Origin of the sequence: Paraburkholderia atlantica, assembly GCF_009362785.1 — a bacterium.
GTDB classification, from domain to species: domain Bacteria; phylum Pseudomonadota; class Gammaproteobacteria; order Burkholderiales; family Burkholderiaceae; genus Paraburkholderia; species Paraburkholderia atlantica.
This window is the reverse complement of record NZ_WHNQ01000002.1, coordinates 135354-155300: the sequence shown is the minus strand read 5'-3', so window position 1 is coordinate 155300 and position 19947 is coordinate 135354. Positions and strand designations below refer to the sequence as shown.

The 19947-nt window shown below is 66.5% G+C and carries 13 protein-coding genes; 7 read left to right on the top strand and 6 right to left on the bottom strand.

The annotated features are described in order from the left end of the window. Nucleotides 1-67 precede the first annotated feature (67 nt). From GCT19_RS03000 to dapC, 3 genes are all read right to left on the bottom strand, one after another. The gene (locus tag GCT19_RS03000) at nt 68-433 is read right to left on the bottom strand and encodes an ArsC family reductase (protein WP_018435509.1); all 366 of its coding nucleotides are present in this window, start codon (nt 431-433) and stop codon (nt 68-70) included. Continuing rightward, a complete protein-coding gene (gene dapD, locus GCT19_RS02995; RefSeq protein ID WP_008923562.1) occupies nt 433-1260 on the bottom strand; it encodes a 2,3,4,5-tetrahydropyridine-2,6-dicarboxylate N-succinyltransferase in 828 nt (275 codons plus the stop codon). The genes GCT19_RS03000 and dapD overlap by 1 nt, the downstream gene beginning before the upstream one ends. Before the next feature lie 62 nt (nt 1261-1322). Continuing rightward, nucleotides 1323-2543 carry a succinyldiaminopimelate transaminase gene (gene dapC, locus GCT19_RS02990; RefSeq protein ID WP_176136191.1) on the bottom strand — a complete coding sequence of 407 codons (1221 nt, stop codon included), beginning with the start codon at nt 2541-2543 and terminating at the stop codon, nt 1323-1325. 373 nt (nt 2544-2916) lie between these two features. On the opposite strand from dapC, the gene GCT19_RS02985 reads away from it, so the two are divergent. The 5 genes from GCT19_RS02985 to def all read left to right on the top strand — a co-directional run bounded on the left by GCT19_RS02985 (nt 2917) and on the right by def (nt 11859). Then, the gene (locus GCT19_RS02985) at nt 2917-3966 is read left to right on the top strand and encodes a DMT family transporter (RefSeq protein ID WP_152850985.1); all 1050 of its coding nucleotides are present in this window, start codon (nt 2917-2919) and stop codon (nt 3964-3966) included. A gap of 180 nt (nt 3967-4146) precedes the next feature. Continuing rightward, the gene (smc, locus tag GCT19_RS02980; protein WP_321576743.1) at nt 4147-7665 is read left to right on the top strand and encodes a chromosome segregation protein SMC; all 3519 of its coding nucleotides are present in this window, start codon (nt 4147-4149) and stop codon (nt 7663-7665) included. 113 nt (nt 7666-7778) lie between these two features. Beyond that, nucleotides 7779-9095, top strand: coding sequence for a cell division protein ZipA C-terminal FtsZ-binding domain-containing protein (locus GCT19_RS02975; protein WP_152850984.1), 1317 nt, complete (start codon nt 7779-7781; stop codon nt 9093-9095). Nucleotides 9096-9262: 167 nt separating this feature from the next. Next, nucleotides 9263-11326, top strand: a complete 2064-nt coding sequence (ligA, locus tag GCT19_RS02970; protein ID WP_152850983.1) for an NAD-dependent DNA ligase LigA — start codon at nt 9263-9265, stop codon at nt 11324-11326. Further along, the gene (def, locus tag GCT19_RS02965; protein WP_013089708.1) at nt 11326-11859 is read left to right on the top strand and encodes a peptide deformylase; all 534 of its coding nucleotides are present in this window, start codon (nt 11326-11328) and stop codon (nt 11857-11859) included. Before ligA ends, def begins: the two co-directional genes overlap by 1 nt. 96 nt (nt 11860-11955) lie before the next feature. Here def and GCT19_RS44780 read toward each other — a convergent pair whose 3' ends face one another. The 3 genes from GCT19_RS44780 to map are packed head-to-tail and all read right to left on the bottom strand — an operon-like array spanning nt 11956 to nt 17471. Then, nucleotides 11956-14046 carry a pseudouridine synthase gene (locus tag GCT19_RS44780; RefSeq protein WP_152850982.1) on the bottom strand — a complete coding sequence of 697 codons (2091 nt, stop codon included), beginning with the start codon at nt 14044-14046 and terminating at the stop codon, nt 11956-11958. 6 nt (nt 14047-14052) lie between these two features. Next, nucleotides 14053-16632, bottom strand: coding sequence for a [protein-PII] uridylyltransferase (locus GCT19_RS02955; protein ID WP_152850981.1), 2580 nt, complete (start codon nt 16630-16632; stop codon nt 14053-14055). Between the two features lie 29 nt (nt 16633-16661). Beyond that, nucleotides 16662-17471, bottom strand: a complete 810-nt coding sequence (map, locus tag GCT19_RS02950) for a type I methionyl aminopeptidase (RefSeq protein ID WP_152850980.1) — start codon at nt 17469-17471, stop codon at nt 16662-16664. Nucleotides 17472-18028: 557 nt separating this feature from the next. Here map and rpsB point away from each other — a divergent pair. Both rpsB and tsf read left to right on the top strand, forming a co-directional pair. After that, on the top strand, nt 18029-18781 hold the full coding sequence (gene rpsB / locus GCT19_RS02945; protein ID WP_013089705.1) for a 30S ribosomal protein S2: 753 nt from the start codon (nt 18029-18031) through the stop codon (nt 18779-18781). Between the two features lie 217 nt (nt 18782-18998). Then, entirely contained in the window at nt 18999-19880 is an 882-nt protein-coding gene (gene tsf / locus GCT19_RS02940; protein WP_152850979.1) for a translation elongation factor Ts, read from the top strand. Nucleotides 19881-19947 lie beyond the last annotated feature (67 nt).

Here is a 19947-nt window from a genome sequence, read left to right as displayed (position 1 = left end):
GCGCGAGGCCGCGCGCTCGACTACCTCGTGCCTGAGCCTGGCGTTTCAGCGTTCGGACCAGGCAAGCTCAGGCAAACAGCGCCGCGTACTCGTCGGCGGAAAACCCGAGCGACTTCACGCGCCCGTTCACGACCAGCACCGGCCGCTTGATCACCGACGGCTTGTGGATCATCAGCGCGATCGCGCCCGGCTGCGTTTCCGCGGCCGCCTTCATGTCGTCGGACAGCGCGCGCCACGTCGTGCCGCGGCGGTTCAGCAGCGCGTCGAGCTTGACGTCCTTCAACCAGTCCTGCACCAGCGGCTCGGTCACGCCGGCCTTCTTGAAGTCGTGAAACTCGAACTCGACGCCGTGCTCTTCGAGCCACACACGGGCCTTCTTCACGGTGTCGCAGTTCGGAATGCCGTAGACGACGGTTTTGGTGCCGCGCGCCATCAGTCGCCTCGCAGCAACTCGTTCAGGCCGACCTTCGCGCGCGTCTTGGCGTCGACCTTCTTGACGATGACCGCGCAGTACAGGCTGTGCGTGCCGTCCTTCGACGGCAGGTTGCCCGCCACCACGACCGAGCCCGCCGGAATGCGGCCGTACGTGACTTCGCCGGTTTCGCGGTCGTAAATCTTGGTGCTCTGGCCGAGGTACACGCCCATCGAAATCACCGAGTTTTCCTCGACGATCACGCCTTCGACGACTTCCGAGCGCGCGCCGATGAAGCAGTTGTCTTCGATGATGACCGGGTTCGCCTGCAGCGGCTCCAGCACGCCGCCGATACCGACGCCGCCCGACAGGTGCACGTTCTTGCCGATCTGCGCGCACGAGCCGACGGTGGCCCACGTGTCGACCATCGTGCCTTCGTCGACGTATGCGCCGATGTTGGTGTACGACGGCATCAGCACGACGTTCTTCGCGATGAACGAGCCGCGGCGCGCGATCGCGGGCGGCACCACGCGGAAGCCGCCGGCCGCGAAGTCTTCAGCGGTGTAGTTCGCGAACTTCGACGGCACCTTGTCGTAGAACTGGCTGTAGCCGCCGGCCGGCATCGGCGCGTTGTCTTCCAGACGGAACGACAGCAGCACGGCCTTCTTCAGCCACTGGTTGACGACCCAGTCGCCGTCCTTCTTTTCGGCGACGCGCAGCGCGCCCTTATCGAGTTGCTCGATCGCGTGGGCGACGGCTTCGCGCACTTCGGCCGGCGCGGCTTTCGGCGACAGCTCGGCGCGGTTGTCCCAGGCGGTATCGATGATGCTCTGAAGTTGTTGCGACATATGCGTGATTTTCTGAAGGGTTGAAGTCTGGAGATGGGGATGCGGTGCGGCTCGGGTGCGGCTCAAGCCGCAGCGAGAGATCGGCAGAATTCGACGATCCGCTGCGCGCCCGCCGTGCATTCGTCGACATCGGCGACGAGCGCGAGGCGCACGAAATTGCGGCCGGGGTTCACGCCGTGCGCGGTGCGCGCGAGGAACGAGCCCGGCAGAACCGTCACATTATAGTCGGCGTAGAGGCGCTGGGCGAACTCGGTGTCCGTGAGGCCGGTGCGCTCGACGTTGGCCCACAGGTAGAACGCGGCGTCGGGCAGGCGCACGTCGAGTACGTCGGCGAGCATCGGCGTGACGGTCGTGAACTTCTGCAGGTACTTCGCGCGGTTCTCGCGCACGTGCGTCTCGTCGCCCCACGCGACCACGCTCGCGCTCTGGTAAACGGTGGAGAGCGCCGCGCCGTGGTACGTGCGGTACAGCAGGAACGACTTCAGAATCGACGCGTCGCCGGCGACGAAGCCCGAGCGCATGCCCGGCACGTTCGAGCGCTTCGACAGGCTCGACAGCATCACGAGGCGCTCGTAGCCGCGGCCGAGCTGGTGGGCCGCTTCGAGACCGCCGAGCGGCGGCTTCGACTCGTCGAAATAGATTTCCGAGTAGCACTCGTCCGACGCGATCACGAAGCCGTAGCGGTCCGATAGCGCGAACAGTTCGCGCCAGTCGTCGAGCGTGAGCACGGCGCCGGTCGGGTTGCCCGGCGAGCAGACGTACAGCAGTTGCGTGCGGGCCCAGACGTCGGCGGGCACCGCCGAGTAGTCGCACGCGAAGTTGCGCGCCGGGTCGCTGTTGACGAAGTAGGGCTGGGCGCCGCCGAGCAGCGCCGCGCCTTCGTAGATTTGGTAGAACGGGTTCGGACAGAGTACGATCGCAGGCTCTCCGTCGGCATCGCGGCGCGGGTTCAGCACCGTCTGCGCGAGCGCGAACAGCGCCTCGCGCGAACCGGACACCGGCAGCACCTCGGTCAGCGGATCGAGCGGCGGCAGGTTGTAGCGTTGTGTGACCCACTTCGCGATCGACTCGCGCAGCGGCGCCGAGCCGAGTGTGGCCGGATAGGCAGCGAGGCCGCCGAGCGAATCGATGACGGCGTCGCGGATGAGTGGCGGCGTCGGATGTTTCGGCTCGCCGATGCCGAAGCTGATATGCGCGAGGCCGGCCGGCGGCGTGACGTCCTTGAAAAGCAGGCGCAGCTTTTCGAACGGATAGGGCTGAAGGGAGGCGAGTAGCGGATTCACGGAACGAGTTGGCCTGATCGGAATGGACGCGGATGAAAGTCGGGACAACCGGGCACGCGCGCCGGCGGGCGTCGGCGCATCAAACATGAATCGGCATCCCTGCGCGCGATGGACTGACCAGCGACGAGCCGGCCACCAGCGGCGGCGAACGGACGATTATAGCGTGGCGCGCCCGCCGGCCAAGCGGGAGCTTGCCGCGCGGCGCGGCAGCAATCCGCGAGGCGGCGCAACGCGCGCCGCGGCGGGAACGGCGCGAATCCGCCACGGTTCGCGCAAAAGAATACGCAGGAGCAGCAATGTACGCAGTAGATCAGCAGACGGCCGGCTGGACCTTCATCCGACCCGCCCACGACGCCCGTCGGAGTCCCGCCCCATGACCAACTGGCTTCGCAACGGCTGGCCGACGCTCGCGATCATGCTGGGCGCGTCGGTCTGGGGGATGGTCTGGTATCCGCTGCGCATGCTCGCCGCGCTAGGCGTAACCGGCACGGCAGCGAGCGCGCTGACGAGCGGCACGGGCTGCCTGTTCGTGCTGCTCGTGCGGCATCGTGCGCTGAAGACCGTGCGGTGGCACTGGCTGCTGCCGGCGCTCGCGCTCGCCGCGGGCGTCACGAATCTCGGCTTCGTGTGGGGCGCGATCCACGGTCAGGTGATGCGGGTGCTGCTGCTGTTTTATCTGACGCCCGCGTGGACCGCGCTGTTCGCGCATTTCATCCTGCACGAGCGGCTCACCTGGCCGGGCGCGGCTCTGGCCGCGCTGTCGCTCGCGGGCGCGATGACGATGCTGTGGTCGCCGCGTCTCGGCATCCCGGTGCCCGGCAATCCCGCCGAATGGGCCGGGCTCGCCGGCGGCATGGGTTTCGCGATGAGCAATGTGCTGATTCTGAAGACGAGCCGCGTGCTGCCGGACATGAAGCCCGAAATGCGCACCGCGGTGATCTTCGGCGGCGCGGCGTTGTTCGGCGCACTCGCGTCGCTAATCGAGCCGATGCCCGCGCCGCCCACCGGCGCGCATCTGGGTACTGCGGCGCTGCTGGTGCTCGGTCTCGGTCTGCTGCTCGCGTCGAACAACATGCTGGTCCAGTACGGGCTTTCGCGTGTGCCGGCCAATCGCGCATCGATCATCATGCTGTTCGAGCTCGTCGTGACGGCGCTCTCGGCGTGGCTGTTCGCCGGCGAAGTACCGGGGCCGCGCGAATGGGCCGGCGGCGCGTGCATCGTGCTCGCATCGGCGTTATCGAGCTGGGTGCATCGGACGAGGACGGCGCCCCCCGATCCGGCCATCGGCGACACGGACGGGCCGAGCGGCGACGATGGACGCGGTGGCCCGTGCGGTGAGCAACGCGGTGACGAACGCGGCCGTGACGGCGACAGCGACGACCACCGAAAGGGCGGTAAGAATCGTCCACGCGCGATGGTATGATTGCCCCTCATTAGCCGGCGCATGCGCACCTGTGCCTTTGATGTGCATGAGCGCATGCAGCCGGCAACCAAAATGCGAAGGCTCGCGAGGTTGCGTGGGGCCGTCCCGCCGCGGCGGTGAACGACTGGCGCAACCTCGCGAGCCACCTATCACACACTCTTTTCAAACAGCGAAATCGCCGTGCGGCTCACCTCGATCAAACTCGCTGGCTTCAAATCCTTCGTCGATCCCACGCATTTTCAGGTCCCAGGCCAGCTGGTTGGCGTGGTCGGTCCGAACGGGTGCGGCAAATCCAACATCATCGACGCCGTGCGCTGGGTGCTCGGCGAATCGCGCGCCTCTGAATTGCGCGGCGAGTCGATGCAGGACGTGATCTTCAACGGCTCGACCGCCCGCAAGCCCGGCAGCCGCGCGAGCGTCGAACTCGTGTTCGACAACGCGGACGGCCGCGCCGCCGGCCAGTGGGGCCAGTATGCGGAGATCGCCGTGAAGCGCGTGCTGACGCGCGACGGCACCTCGAGCTACTACATCAACAATCTGCCGGCGCGCCGCCGCGACATCCAGGACATCTTCCTCGGCACCGGCCTCGGGCCGCGCGCGTACGCGATCATCGGGCAAGGCATGATCGCGCGGCTGATCGAGGCGAAGCCCGAAGAGCTGCGCGTGTTCCTCGAAGAAGCCGCCGGCGTGTCGAAGTACAAGGAGCGCCGTCGCGAGACCGAGAACCGTCTGCACGACACGCGCGAGAACCTGACGCGCGTCGAGGACATCATCCGCGAGCTCGGCGCGAATCTCGAGAAGCTGGAGGGGCAGGCGGTCATCGCGACGCGTTATCGCGAGCTGCAGAGCGACGGCGAGGAAAAGCAGCGTCTGTTGTGGCTGTTGCGCAAGAACGAGGCGGCTGGCGAGCAACAGCGCCAGCAGCGCGCGATCGAACAGGCGCAGATCGACCTCGAGGCGCAAACCGCGAAGCTGCGCGAAGTCGAGGCGGAACTCGAAACGCTGCGCGTCGCGCACTATTCGGCGAGCGACGCGATGCAGGGCGCGCAAGGCGCGCTGTACGAGGCGAACGCGGAAGTGAGCCGGCTGGAAGCCGAGATCCGCTTCATCGTCGAATCGCGCAATCGCGTGCAGGCGCAGATCGCCGCGTTGACCGCGCAGCGCGAGCAGTGGCAATCGCAGGCCGACAAGGCGCAGGACGATATCGCCGACGCCGAAGAGCAACTGGCGGTCGCCGAAGAAAAAGCCGTAATCGCTGAAGAGGACGCCGCCGCTAAGCACGACGCGCTGCCCGCGCTCGAAGCGCGCTGGCGTGACGCCCAGACGGAGCTGAACACCGAGCGCGCCGGCATCGCGCAGACCGAGCAGGCGCTGAAGCTCGAAGCCGCGCATCAGCGCAATGCCGACCAGCAATTGCAGCAACTGCAACAGCGCCAGGAGCGGCTGAAATCGGAAGAAGGCGGGCTCGATGCGCCCGACGAAGCGCAGCTCGAAGAGTTGCGCATGCAGCTCGCCGAGCACGAGGAAATCCTCCACGACGCGCAGGGACGCCTCGCCGACGCGCAGGAAACACTGCCGCGGCTCGACGGCGAACGGCGCGCCGCGCAGGAGCGCGTGCAGGCCGAAAGCGCGCAGATTCATCAGCTCGATGCGCGCCTCGCCGCGCTCAAGCAGCTGCAGGAAAACGTGCAGACCGAAGGCAAGATCCAGCCGTGGCTCGACAAGCACGAATTGGGCAGCCTGCCGCGTCTGTGGAAGAAGCTGCATGTCGAGGCCGGGTGGGAAACCGCGCTCGAAGCAGTGCTGCGCGAGCGCCTCGCCGCGCTCGAAGTGTCGAATCTCGACTGGGTGAAGGCGTTTGCAACCGACGCGCCCCCCGCCAAGCTCGCGTTCTACGCACCGCCCGCGGCCGGTCAGCCGGCCCCGGTGGCGGGCGCGCTGCGCTCGCTGCTGTCGCTCGTGCGCATCGAGGACGCGGGAATCCGCGCGGTGCTGACCGACTGGCTCGGCCTCGCCTATGTCGCCGACGATCTGCAGCAGGCGCTTTCGATGCGCGCGCAGTTGCCCGAGGGCGGTGCGTTCGTCGTGAAGGCGGGGCATGTGGTCACGCGCGTCGGCGTGCAGTTGTACGCGGCCGATTCCGAACAGGCCGGCATGCTCGCGCGTCAGCAGGAAATCGAAAACCTCGGCCGCCAGGTGCGCGCGCAGGCCTTGCTCGCCGATGAGGCGAAGGCCGCCGCGATCCGCGCCGAAGCCGCGCACACGCAAGCCGCGCAGGCGCTCGCCGAAATGCGTCAGCAGGCCGAACGCGCGACGCAGCGTGTTCACGCGTTGCAGATGGACGTGCTGAAGCTCACCCAGGCCCACGAGCGCTACACGCAGCGCAGCACGCAGATTCGCGAGGAACTCGAAGAGATCGCCGCGCAGGTCGACGAGCAGCGAGCGCTGCGCGCCGAATCGGAAGCGAACTTCGAGCGTCACGATGGCGAACTCGCCGAACTGCAGGCGCGCTTCGAAGACCACCAGCTCGCCTTCGAAGCGCTCGACGAAGAACTGACGACCGCCCGTGGCGAAGCACGCGACCTCGATCGCGCCGCCACCGACGCGCGCTTCGCCGCGCGCAACATGGCGAACCGCATCGACGAATTGAAGCGCAGCATTCAGGTCGCGCACGAGCAGAGTGAGCGCGTCGCGGGCTCGCTCGAAGACGCGCGCGCCGAGCTCGAAACGATCAACGAGCAGACCGCGCACACCGGTCTGCAGGACGCGCTCGATATCCGCGCCGTCAAGGAAGAGGCGCTGCGCGCCGCGCGCGTCGAGCTCGACGACCTGACCGCGAAGCTGCGCTCGGCCGACGAAACGCGCCTCACCGCCGAGCGCGCGCTGCAGCCGTTGCGCGACCGCATCAACGAATTGCAGCTGAAGGAGCAGGCCGCGCGCATCAACGGCGAGCAGTTCGTCGAGCAGTTGAGCGCGGCCGGGGTCGATGAAGCCGAGCTGCAAGCCAAGCTGACGCCGGACATGAAACCGTCGTACCTGCAGGGTGAAGTCACGCGCATCAACAACGCGATCATCGCGCTCGGGCCGGTCAACATGGCCGCGCTCGACGAGCTGAAGGCCGCGACCGAGCGCAAGAGCTTCCTCGATTCGCAGTCGGCCGACCTGACGAGCGCGATCGAAACGCTCGAAGACGCGATCCGCAAGATCGACGCCGAAACGCGCACGCTGCTGCAAAGCACGTTCGACGAAGTGAACCGTCATTTCGGCGAGCTGTTCCCGCGTCTCTTCGGTGGCGGCCAGGCGAAGCTGATCATGACCGGCGACGAAATCCTCGACGCCGGTGTGCAGGTAATGGCGCAGCCGCCGGGCAAGAAGAATTCGACGATTCACCTGTTGTCGGGCGGCGAGAAAGCGCTGACCGCGACCGCGCTCGTGTTCGCGATGTTCCAGCTGAATCCGGCGCCATTCTGTCTGCTCGACGAGGTGGACGCGCCGCTCGACGACGCCAACACCGAGCGGTTTGCGAACCTGGTACGGGCGATGTCGGACAAAACCCAGTTCCTGTTCATCTCGCACAACAAGATCGCGATGGAGATGGCGCAGCAGCTGATCGGCGTGACGATGCAGGAGCAGGGCGTCTCGCGGATCGTTGCGGTCGACATGGAAACGGCGGCGGGTTTCGCCCAGAATATCGTTTGAGTTAACGCCTGCGCGGGCATCCGCATCCAGCGCAGCGGCCTCGATGAGAGCCGCGCGGTACGTGGAGCGGACGACAGGCCCGCGTGGATAGAAGAATTGCTGATGGAGCATGCATGGACGAGTTGACACTCGGTTTGATCGGCGCAGGTGCCGTGGTGGTGGGGGGCGTGGTCGTGTACAACGCGTGGCAGGGCGCGAAAGTGCGTCGCAAGATGCCCCGACCGATGCCGGCCGACACCGCCGAGAGCTTCGCGCGGGACGAGCACGAGGAGCAGAGCCCGTTCATCGAGCCGGCCCGGCCGACCACGCGGCGCGAGCCCAGCGTGAGCGCCGAGGCGACCGCGCACCCGAGCGCCGCGCGCGTCGAGCCGACGTTCGGCGCGGGCGCGGCGCCGCTCGATACACCGGCCGATATCCAGGCTGAGATGACGTCGCCGAACGGTTATCCGTCGGCGGATTCCGATACCGCCGGCGAAGGCGAGCACGCGGCGGCGCAGGACGCGGACGTGGAGCGGCCCGCGGCCGAAGCGCCCGCGGCCCAGCCGGCGTCCACCGAGCACGAGCGCGTCGAACCGATCCTGCCGGCCGCCACGACGATCTCGTCGGCGCCTCCGGCCATCGTCGACCGGCGCATCGACTGTATCGTGCCGGTCCGGCTGAACGGCCCGGTGGCCGGCGACAAGGTGCTGCCGCTCGCGCAGCGCTTGCGTCGCGCGGGCAGCAAGCCGGTGCATATCGAAGGCAAGCCCGAAGGCGGCGGCGCGTGGGAGCTGCTGCAGAACGGCACGCGCTATGAAGAACTGCGCGCGGCCGCGCAGCTCGCGAACCGCAGCGGCGCGCTCAACGAGCTCGAATTTTCCGAGTTCGTGACCGGCGTGCAGCAGTTCGCCGACGCGCTCGACGCCGCGCCGGAATTCCCCGACATGCTCGAAACCGTCGCGATGGCGCGCGAGCTCGACGGCTTTGCCGCCCAGTGCGACGCGCAGCTGTCGATCAACGTGCTGTCGGACGGCGCACCGTGGTCGGCCAACTACGTGCAGGCGGTCGCGTCGCAGGACGGCCTGCTGCTGTCGCGTGACGGCACGCGCTTCGTCAAGCTCGACGCGCGGCAAAACCCGGTATTCATGCTGCAGTTCGGCGACACCAACTTCCTGCGCGACGACCTCACGTACAAAGGCGGCGAGATGATCACGCTGGTGCTCGACGTGCCGGTCGCCGACGAAGACATCCTGCCGTTCCGTCTGATGTGCGATTACGCGAAGTCGCTGGCCGAGCGCATCGGCGGACGCGTGGTCGACGACGGCCGCCGGCCGCTGCCCGAAAGCGCGCTGCTCGCGATCGAAAAACAGTTGATGACGCTGTACGCGAAGCTCGAACAGGCGGGCATTCCGGCGGGTTCGCCGGCCACTCGGCGCCTGTTTAGCCAGTAAGCCGGTTTCAGCGTTCCACGCGTTTTGACGACGGCCGCACGATGTGCGGCCGTCGTCGTTTCCGGCTTGCGTTGCAGCATGACGCGCCCGGTATTCACCGATGTAAAGGGGCACGCTTCCTGCGATAATCCGATGTCCGACTTTCATCTCGAGAAGCCTCCGACAGCATGGCCCGATCCTCCGTCCCTTCTTCCGCAACCAGCGCTCCGGCCGAACGGGCCGCGTGGTTGCGCGCGGAACTCGAACGCGCGAACTACGCGTACTACGTGCTCGACCAACCGGACCTGCCGGATGCCGAGTACGACAAGCTGTTCAAGGAGCTGGAGGGCATCGAGGCCGAGCATCCGGATCTGATCGTGCCTGATTCGCCGACGCAGCGAGTCGGTGGCGAAGCCGCGAGCGGCTTCGAGCCGGTCGTCCACGATCAGCCGATGCTGTCGCTGAACAACGGTTTCGCCGACGAAGACATCGTCGCGTTCGACAAACGCATCGGCGACGCGCTCGGCAACAACGCGAGCGAGCCGCCGGTGCCCGTCGACTACGCGGCCGAGCTGAAATTCGACGGTCTCGCTATCTCGCTGCGCTATGTCGACGGCGTGTTCGTGCAGGCGTCCACGCGCGGCGACGGCACGACCGGCGAGAACGTCACCGAAAACGTCCGCACGATCCGCTCGATTCCGCTGAAGCTGAAGGGCAAGCGCGTACCGCACGTGCTCGACGTGCGCGGCGAAGTGCTGATGTTCAAGCGCGACTTCGAGCGCCTGAACGAACGCCAGCGCGCCGCCGGGCAACGCGAATTCGCGAACCCGCGCAACGCGGCGGCCGGCAGCTTGCGCCAGCTCGATTCGAAGATCACCGCGCAGCGGCCGCTGTCGTTTTTCGCGTATGGGATCGGCGTGCTTGACGGCATCGAGATGCCGCCCACGCATAGCGAACTGCTCGACTGGTACAAGGAGATGGGCTTGCCGGTCAATGGCGAGCGCGCGGTCGTGCAGGGCGCCAAAGGCTTGCTCGGCTTCTTCCACGCGGTCGGCGAGAAGCGCGACAGGCTGCCGTATGACATCGACGGCGTGGTCTATAAGGTCAACCGGCGCGACGAGCAGGACAGGCTCGGCTTCGTATCGCGCGCGCCGCGCTTCGCGCTCGCGCACAAATTTCCCGCGCAGGAAGCGCTGACGAAGCTCGTCGCGATCGACGTGCAGGTCGGCCGCACCGGTGCGATCACGCCGGTCGCGCGGCTGGAGCCGGTGTTCGTCGGCGGCGCGACGGTCACGAACGCGACCTTGCACAACGAAGACGAAGTGCGCCGCAAGGATATCCGCATCGGCGATACGGTGATCGTGCGGCGCGCCGGCGACGTGATTCCGGAGGTGGTCAGCGCGCTGCTCGACCGGCGTCCGGCCGACGCGCGCGAGTTCGTGATGCCGACGCAGTGTCCGGTGTGCGGCTCGGCGATCGAGCGGCTGCCCGACGAGGCGATTGCACGCTGCACGGGCGGACTCTTCTGTCCGGCGCAGCGCAAGCAGGCGCTGTGGCACTTCGCGCAGCGCCGCGCGCTCGATATCGACGGCCTCGGCGAGAAGATCATCGATCAGCTGGTCGAGCAGAACCTGGTCCGCACGCCGGCCGATCTGTTCAATCTCGGCTTTGCGACGCTCGCGGAGCTCGACCGCTTCGCCGATAAATCGGCGCAGAACCTGCTCGACTCGCTCGAAAAGGCCAAGCACACGACGCTCGCGCGTTTTATCTACGCGCTGGGGATTCGCCATGTCGGCGAATCTACCGCGAAGGATCTGGCGAAGCACTTCGGCTCGCTCGATCCGATCATGGATGCGTCGCTGGAAGAACTGCTCGAAGTCAACGACGTGGGGCCGGTCGTCGCCGAATCGATCCACCAGTTCTTCGCCGAGGACCACAACCGCACGGTGATCGAGCAGCTGCGCGCGCCGGGCAGAGTCACGTGGTCCGAGGGGCCGCCCGCGCCGAAGGCGCCGCAGGGCGTGCTGGCCGGCCAGACGGTCGTGCTGACCGGCACGCTGCCGAACCTGTCGCGCGAGGACGCGAAGGAAATGCTCGAAGCGGCCGGCGCGAAGGTGGCGGGGTCGGTATCGAAGAAAACCAGTTACGTGGTGGCGGGCGCCGACGCGGGCAGCAAACTCGCGAAGGCCGAGGAACTCGGCATCCCCGTACTCGACGAAGATGGTATGCGCAAGCTCCTGGAGGGGCACTGATGATTCACGACATTCTGAAGATGGGCGATCCGCGCCTGCTGCGAATCGCCGAGCCGGTCGATCACTTCGACACGCCCGAGCTGCACCGGCTCGTCGAAGACATGTTCGAGACCATGCACGCGGCGAATGGCGCGGGTCTTGCGGCACCGCAGATCGGCGTCAATCTGCAGGTGGTGATCTTCGGCTTCGGTTCGAACGAGCGCTATCCGGACGCGCCGCCGGTGCCGGAAACGGTGCTGATCAATCCGACCATTACACCGGTATCGCAGGACATGGAAGAGAGCTGGGAGGGCTGCCTGTCGGTGCCGGGACTGCGCGGCGTGGTGAGCCGCTTTTCGATGATCCGATATCACGGCTTCGATCAGTTCGGCAATCCGATCGATCGCGTCGCCGAGGGCTTTCATGCACGGGTCGTGCAGCACGAATGCGATCATCTGATCGGCAAGCTGTATCCGATGCGGATTACCGATTTCTCGAAGTTCGGCTTCACCGAGATCCTGTTCCCCGATCTCGATCCGAATAGCGACGACTGACGCAGCTGCCGTCAATAAAAAACCCACGCCTAAGTGCGTGGGTTTTTTATTGTGCCGATGCGCCCGCTCTGAGCAAGGAGGCGCATTCGACTGGCCTCAGAACGACTCGTCTTCCGACAGATAGCGCCACTGTCCCGGCGGCAGCGCGCCGAGCATCACGTTGCCCATGCGCACGCGCTTCAGGCCCACCACTTCGAGACCGACCAGTTCGCACATGCGGCGAATCTGACGCTTCTTGCCTTCGCGCAGCACGAAACGCAGCTGCTCGCCGTTTTGCCAACTGACTTGCGCGGGCTTCAGCGCGACATCGTCGAGCGACAGGCCGTGGCGCAGCAGCGCGAGTTTTTCGGCCGGGAAGTGGCTTTCGACGTCGACCGTGTGATCGCCGTAGGCGACGCGCACCAGATACTCCTTGTCCACATCCGAGTGACCGCCGATCAGTTGCTTCGCGATGCGGCCGTCCTGCGTCAGCACCAACAAGCCCGTCGAATCGATGTCGAGACGTCCGGCCGGCGCGAGCTGGCGCAGATGCGACACCGAGAAGCGGATGCCCGAATGGTCGCCTTCCCAGCGATTTTCCGGCGTGACGAGCGTGATGGCCGGCTGGTAGCCGTCCTCCGCCTGTCCCGACACGAGGCCGACCGGCTTGTGGACGATCACCGTCACCTGGCTCGACTGAAAGGCTTCGGCGGCGGGGTCGATGTCGATGCGCTGATCCGGGAACACCTTCGTGCCGAGTGTGTCGACGCGCTCGCCGTCGACCATGACCCAGCCTTTCTCGATCCATTCGTCGGCCTCGCGGCGCGAGCACAGCCCGAGCTTGGACATCAGCTTCGACAGACGCAGCATGCCCGGCGCGTCTTCGCGATCGCGGCGGGGCGGGTGCGGGGCGTCGACGGGTTGGGCTGTTGCCGATTCCGCGGCTCGCGGCTTGGCGGCGCGGGCTGGCCGATCGTCGCTGAAGCGGCGGTTCGCGGCGGGCAACGTGTCGTCGAAGCCGCGCGCAGGGCGCTCGCGACGCTCGGTGCGTTCACCGCCGCGTGCGGCGCGCTCGCCCGACTCGCGGCGCGAGGGCGCCCAGTCGCCGCGTGCACCGCGCTCGCCGCGGTCCTCATGCTCGCCGCGCGCTGGGCGCTCGGTGCGCTCGCCGTAGCCGCCTTTTGCCGGCTTCGCGAAGCTGCGCTCGCCACGCTCGCCTTCGAAGCGGCGCGGGGCGCTGTCGCTGCGGGCGCCTCGATCGCCGCGACGCTGCTGCGGCTCGCCGCGATCGCTGCCGAAGCGCGGACGGTCGGCGGCATCGCGCTCCCGGCGCACCGGGCGGTCGCCACGCGCGCCGCCTTCCGACGGCCTGCCTGCGCCTGCGCGCGGACCGCTGAACGGACGGCGTTCGCCGTCGTCGCGGCGCGGTGCGCGCTCGCCGCGCTCGCCGAATTCGCGTCGAGGAGCACGTTCGCCACGCTCAGCGCTGCCTTCGAAACGACGGGGCGCGCGCTCGGCCCGCTCGCCGAATTCGCGCCGAGGAGCCCGTTCGCCACGCTCAGCGCTGCCTTCGAAACGGCGGGGCGCGCGCTCGGCCCGCTCGCCGAATTCGCGCCGAGGGGCGCGTTCGCCACGCTCATCGCTGCCTTCGAAGCGGCGCGGCGCGCGCTCGGCCCGCTCGCCGAATTCGCGTCGAGGAGCGCGTTCGCCACGCTCAGCGCTGCCTTCGAAACGACGGGGTGCGCGCTCGGTCCGCTCGCCGAATTCGCGCCGAGGGGCGCGTTCGCCACGCTCAGCGCTGCCTTCGAAGCGGCGCGGCGCGCGCTCGGCCCGCTCGCCGAATTCGCGTCGAGGAGCACGTTCGCCACGCTCAGCGCTGCCCTCATAACGACGCGGTGCGCGTTCCCCACGCTCAGCCGCACTTTCGAAGCGGCGTGGTGCGCCGGCGGCAGCCGTGCCCCGTTCGCGCGCACCCGGCCCTTCGGCACGCGGCGCACGTGCACCGGCGCCCGCCGGCTTTGCGCCGACCGGTCGCTTCGCACCGCCACCCGTCGATGCCGCGCCTTCGCGCTTCGCGCCGCCCTCGGCCTCGAAGGGCTTCGGCCGCTCTGGACGGGTCGGCTTACGCGCCGACGCGCTGCCGGGGCGGACAGGGGCGCGTTCGGACGACGCCGGCCGCGGATGCTTCGCTGTTAATTTGATTCGCATGAAATCTCACACTGCGATCGCGCGCAGTAGTTCGGTCTCGACCTGAATTTGCAGGCGGTTGTCCGACAGGCTGTGCCCTTCGAGCAGGAACACGTCTTCGACGCGTTCGCCGAGCGTATTGATCCGCGCCGAGGCGACGCCGACCCGGTGCTCGGCCAGCACGCGCGCGATCGAATAAAGAAGGCCCGGCCGGTCGTTCGCCGACACGGACAGGATGTAGTATTGGCCGCGCTCATCGGCCCGCAGGTCGACGCGCGGCGTAATCGGGAAGGTACGCGACAGCCGCGACAGCCGGCCCTTCGACGGTCCCGGCAGCAAGGTGCCGTGGCCCGCGAGGCGTGCGGTCAGCTCCTGTTCGACCAGATTGGCGATGTCGCGATAGTGCACGTCCTCTTCGGTGTGCGTGACGAGGAAGTTGTCGAGCGCGTAACCGTGGCGCGTCGTGCTGACGCGCGCATCGAGCACCGACAGGCCGTTGCGGTCGAAATACGCGCAGATGCCCGCGAACAGATCGGGCTGGTCCTTCACGTAGACGAGCACCTGCAGCGCGTCGCCGATCGGCGACGGCCGCGCGCGCACGAGCGGCGTCGGCGTTTCGACGTGGCGGTACAGCACGCGCGTTTGCCACGCGATGTCCGCCGCGTCGTGGCGCAGGAAGTAGCCGACGTCGAGTTTGTCCCACAGCGCGCGTTGCGCGCCTTCCGGCACGGTTTCGAGACGCAGCAGCGCGAGCGCTTCCTCCTTGCGCGACTTCAGCTCCGAATGCTCGTCCGGTTGAGCGCCGCCCAGCACGGCGAGCGTGGTGCGGTAGAGGTCTTCGAGCAGCTTGCCTTTCCACGTGTTCCAGACCTTCGGGCTGGTACCGCGGATGTCGGCGACGGTCAGCAGATAGAGCGCAGTTAGACGCCGCTCGGTGCCGACCAGATCGGCGAAGCGCTTGATCACTTCGGGGTCGCTGGTGTCCTGCTTCTGCGCGACCTGGCTCATCGTCAGGTGCTGCTGCACGAGCCACACGACCAGTTCGCCATCCTCGCCTTCGATGCCGTGCTGCCGGCAAAAGCGCCGCGCGTCGGCCATGCCGAGCGTGGAATGATCGCCGCCGCGCCCCTTCGCGATGTCATGAAACAGCGCGGCCACGTACAGCACCCACGGTCGGTCGAAGTTGGCGATCAATTGGCTGCAGAACGGGTATTCGTGCGCATGCTCGGCGATCGCGAAGCGGCGCAGATTGCGCAGCACCATCAGGATATGCTGATCGACGGTGTACACGTGATACAGGTCGTGCTGCATCTGCCCGACGATGCGCCGGAAATTCAGCAGATAACGCCCGAGCACGCTGGTTTGGTTCATCAGCCGGAACGCATGCGTGATGCCGGCCGGCTGTTTCAGGATTTCCATGAACAGCCGGCGGTTTTCCGGGTCGCGCCGCCAATGCTGGTCCATCACGTCACGGGCGTTGTAGATCGCGCGCAGCGTGCGCGCCGACAGACCCTTCACGCCGGGCGTGCGCTCGTACAGCAGGAACGCTTCGAGGATCGCGTTCGGCTCGCGCTGGAACACGTCGTCGGACGTGATTTCGAGCATGCCCTGCTTTTCGACGAAGCGATCCGACAGCACGCGCGTGATGCCGCTCGTGCTGGGAAACAGCTGCGCCTCGATGTTCTGGATCAGGATCGTCGCGAGCTGTGTAACCGCTTTCGCGGCCCAGTAGTAGCGGCGCATCAGTTGCTCGCTCGCGCGCTTGGTCGCGGTCGGCTGGAAGCCGAAGCTTTCGGCGACCGGCGTCTGCAAGTCGAACACCAGGATGTCCTGACGGCGCCCGGCGATCACATGCAGCCGCGCGCGCAGCGACTTCAGGAAGCCCTCGTTGAGGCGCAGCTCGCGCGCTTCACGCTCGGTGATGAGTCCGCGCGCTTCGAGCTCGCGCCAACTGCTGCCGAAGCCGGCCGCCTGCGTGATCCACAGGATCAGCTGCAGATCGCGCAGCCCGCCCGGGCTTTCCTTGATATTCGGCTCGAGCGCGTACGGCGTGTCCTGAAACTTCGCGTGACGCTGGCGCATTTCGAGCACCTTCGCCTGGAAGAACGCCTTCGGGTCGAGCGCCGCACGGTAGCGTTGGGCGAAATCGTCGAACAGCGCGGTGCTGCCGGTGATGCGGCGGGCTTCCAGCAGCGAGGTACGCACCGTGACGTCGTTGGCCGCTTCCTCGAGGCACTGCGACACGCTGCGCACGCTGCTGCCGAGTTCCAGCCCGAGATCCCAAGCGAGGCTGATGAAGCGCTCGATGCGCGCCTCCAGATGCTCGAGCCGCGTGTCGGGCAGCAGCACCAGGATGTCGATGTCGGAGTGCGGCGCGAGTTCGCCGCGCCCATAGCCGCCGACCGCGACGAGCGCGAGGTCGTCGGGCAGCTCGCAGGTGTCCCACGCGGCGCGCAGTGAATGGTCCGTGGCGCGCGCGAGGGCGGCCATCAACGCATCGACGTTGGTGGCCGTTCGAAAGCGTTCCAGCAACTGGGCTTTGGCCACTTTGTAGTCCGCCTTGAGCGACGAGGCATGGGAGGAGGCGACGGCTGGAACGCTACTCATTGGCAGGCGGAAGGTGAGGTCGGGATCGGTCAGGCGGTGGCCGCAACCACGGGCGGACGCGCGGGCGTGCCGGCCGACACCGTCAGCACGTCGTAGCCGGTTTCTGTGACGAGCACCGTGTGCTCCCACTGCGCGGACAGGCTGCGGTCCTTGGTCTTGACGGTCCACTGGTCGGGCATCGTGCGGATGTCGCGGCGGCCGGCGTTGATCATCGGTTCGATCGTGAAGATCATGCCGGCCTGCAATTCGAGCCCGGTGCCGGGGCGGCCGTAGTGCAGGATTTGCGGGTCTTCGTGGAACACGGTGCCGATGCCGTGGCCGCAATATTCGCGCACCACGCTGTAGCCGAGGCCTTCGGCGTGCTTCTGGATCGCATAGCCGATGTCGCCGAGATGCGCGCCGGGGCGCACCTGGTCGATGCCGAGCCACATGCACTCGAAGGTAGCCTGCACGAGGCGCTTCGCCATGATCGACCCCTCGCCGACGATGAACATGCGGCTCGTGTCGCCGAAGTAGCCGTCCTTGATCACGGTGATGTCGATGTTCAGCGCGTCGCCGTTTTTCAGGGCCTTGTCGCCCGGAATGCCGTGGCAGATCACGTCGTTGACGGAAATGCAGGTGGCTTTCGGGTAGGGCGGGTAGCCGGGCGGCTGGTAATTCAGCGGCGCGGGGACCGTGCCCTGGTCCTTCAGCATGTATTCGTGGCACAGGCGGTCGAGCTCGCCAGTGGTGACGCCGGCCTTGACGAACGGCGTGATGTAGTCGAGCACTTCGCTCGCGAGCCGACAGGCGACGCGCATCTTCGCGATATCGTCTTCGTTTTTGATGGTGATAGCCATGGTTTCCTCGGAAGCCTTGCTGGGTAAGGCTTGCTGGGTGTTGCGGTGGCCTGGCGGGGGGGCGTTTTCCTGACGCGGAATGCCGGTCGATCCTTGACGATCCCCCGCGCGTGGCGGAATCGAGCCATTTTACAGCAGTGGGCGCGGGGTCGTTGCGCTGGATCGGGTGGTAATGGGCTAAAAGCGACCAAAATCGGCCAATTGGTGGGCCAACGGACGCCAAGCCGGGCTTCGGGACCGGCTGCGCGCTCCCGTGCCCATGGCTACCGGCCGGCGGTTGGGTCGGTTGAGTCGGTCGATAGTCGCGTGCTATACTCTTTGGCTAAGTCGGTCCTAGTCCGCTTTTATTCGCGAGTACGCAAATTCGCGCATGGCAGCTGGGCGGAACCGGCTTCTCGCGGCACTGTGGTTCCTGGCGTCGTGAGTTTGAGAAAGCAGTGTCAGGCAACCAATTCGCAAGCCGGCGCACCCAGGGTGTCACCGCGTTCCAGCCAAAATACAGGCGGGCGCGGCCGATACGGCAGCCGGCTTAAGACCCAACCCTCGTGGAGAATTTCATGGCAGTTACGATGCGTCAAATGCTGGAAGCAGGTGTCCACTTCGGTCACCAGACCCGCTTCTGGAACCCGAAGATGGCTCCCTTCATTTTCGGTCATCGCAACAAGATTCACATCATCAACCTCGAAAAGACGCTGCCGATGTACAACGACGCGCTGAAGTACGCGCGTCAGCTGGCATCGAACCGCGGCACGATCCTGTTCGTCGGTACGAAGCGTCAATCGCGCGACACGATCGCCCAGGAAGCGCAACGCGCTGGTATGCCGTTCGTGAACGCACGCTGGCTCGGCGGCATGCTGACCAACTTCAAGACGCTGAAGGTATCGATCAAGCGCCTGAAGGACATGGAAGCGGCGCTGGAAGCCGGTGAAACCGAGCGCATGAGCAAGAAGGAAGCGCTGCTGTTCGAACGCGAAATGGCCAAGCTGCAGAAGTCGATCGGCGGCGTGAAGGATATGGGCGGCATTCCGGACGCGATCTTCGTCGTTGACGTCGGCTACCACAAGATTGCCGTGACCGAAGCGAACAAGCTCGGTATTCCGGTCATCGCCGTGGTCGATACGAACCACTCGCCGGAAGGTGTGGACTACGTGATCCCGGGTAACGACGACGCCAGCAAGGCCGTCGCTCTGTACGCGGCCGGTGTGGCAGATGCGATCCTCGAAGGCCGCGCCAATGCGGTCAACGAAGTGGTCCAGGCAGCACGTGGCGGCGACGGCGACGAGTTCGTCGAGGTCAACCCGGAAGCGTAGGGCTGCCCAGTGTCCGACATAAAAGGGGGCTTTCTACAGGCCCCCTTTTTTTAAGCCGCGACGCTTGTAACAGATGTTGTAACGGGCATCTGGCAGAGTGCTCGAGGTAGCGTGAGGCGCGTCGCTCGCAAAATTACGCGAAAACGCTGAAACGAATTCCTGCCGCCGGCATCGAAGTGCGGGCGGCGTGTGACAGACAGAACTCAAGGAGCAAATGATGGCGGCAATTACCGCAAGCATGGTTGCAGAACTGCGCGCGAAGACCGACGCGCCGATGATGGAATGCAAGAAGGCGCTGACGGAAGCCGAGGGCGATCTGGCGCGCGCTGAAGAGCTGCTGCGTGTGAAGCTCGGCAACAAGGCGAGCAAGGCGGCATCGCGCGTGACGGCTGAAGGCGTCGTCGCATCGTTCATCGGCGGCAACGCTGGTTCGCTCGTCGAGCTGAACTGCGAAACCGACTTCGTCTCGAAGAACGACGATTTCCTCGCGTTCTCGAAGAAGGTCGCCGAACTCGTCGCGACGCAAAACCCGGCTGACGTCGCCGCGCTGTCGGCACTGCCGCTCGATGGCTCGACCGTCGACGCAGTCCGTCTCGCGTTGGTCGGCAAGATCGGCGAAAACATGTCTATCCGCCGTTTCGTGCGCTTCGAAACCGCCAACAAGCTCGCCGCGTACCTGCACGGCACGCGCATCGGCGTGCTGGTCGAGTACACCGGCGCGGACGAGCAGGTGGGCAAGGACGTGGCGATGCACATTGCCGCGATGAAGCCGGTTTCGCTGTCGTCGGACGACGTGCCGGCGGACCTGATCGCCAAGGAACGCAGCATCGCTGAACAGAAGGCGGCCGAATCGGGCAAGCCGGCTGAAATCGTCGCGAAGATGGTCGACGGCAGCGTGCAGAAGTACCTGAAGGAAGTGTCGCTGCTGAACCAGACGTTCGTGAAGAACGACAAGCAGACGATCGAGCAGATGCTGAAGGCGGCCAGCTCGAGCGTGCAGAAGTTCGCACTGTTCGTGGTCGGCGAAGGCATCGAGAAGAAGCAGGACGACTTTGCTGCGGAAGTGGCCGCCCAGGTCGCTGCTGCAAAGCAACAATAAGCGTTACCTAAGCTTTACCGCCGTACCGTTTGGACCCGCGGCGAGGCAAGACCTCGCCGCGGTCGGC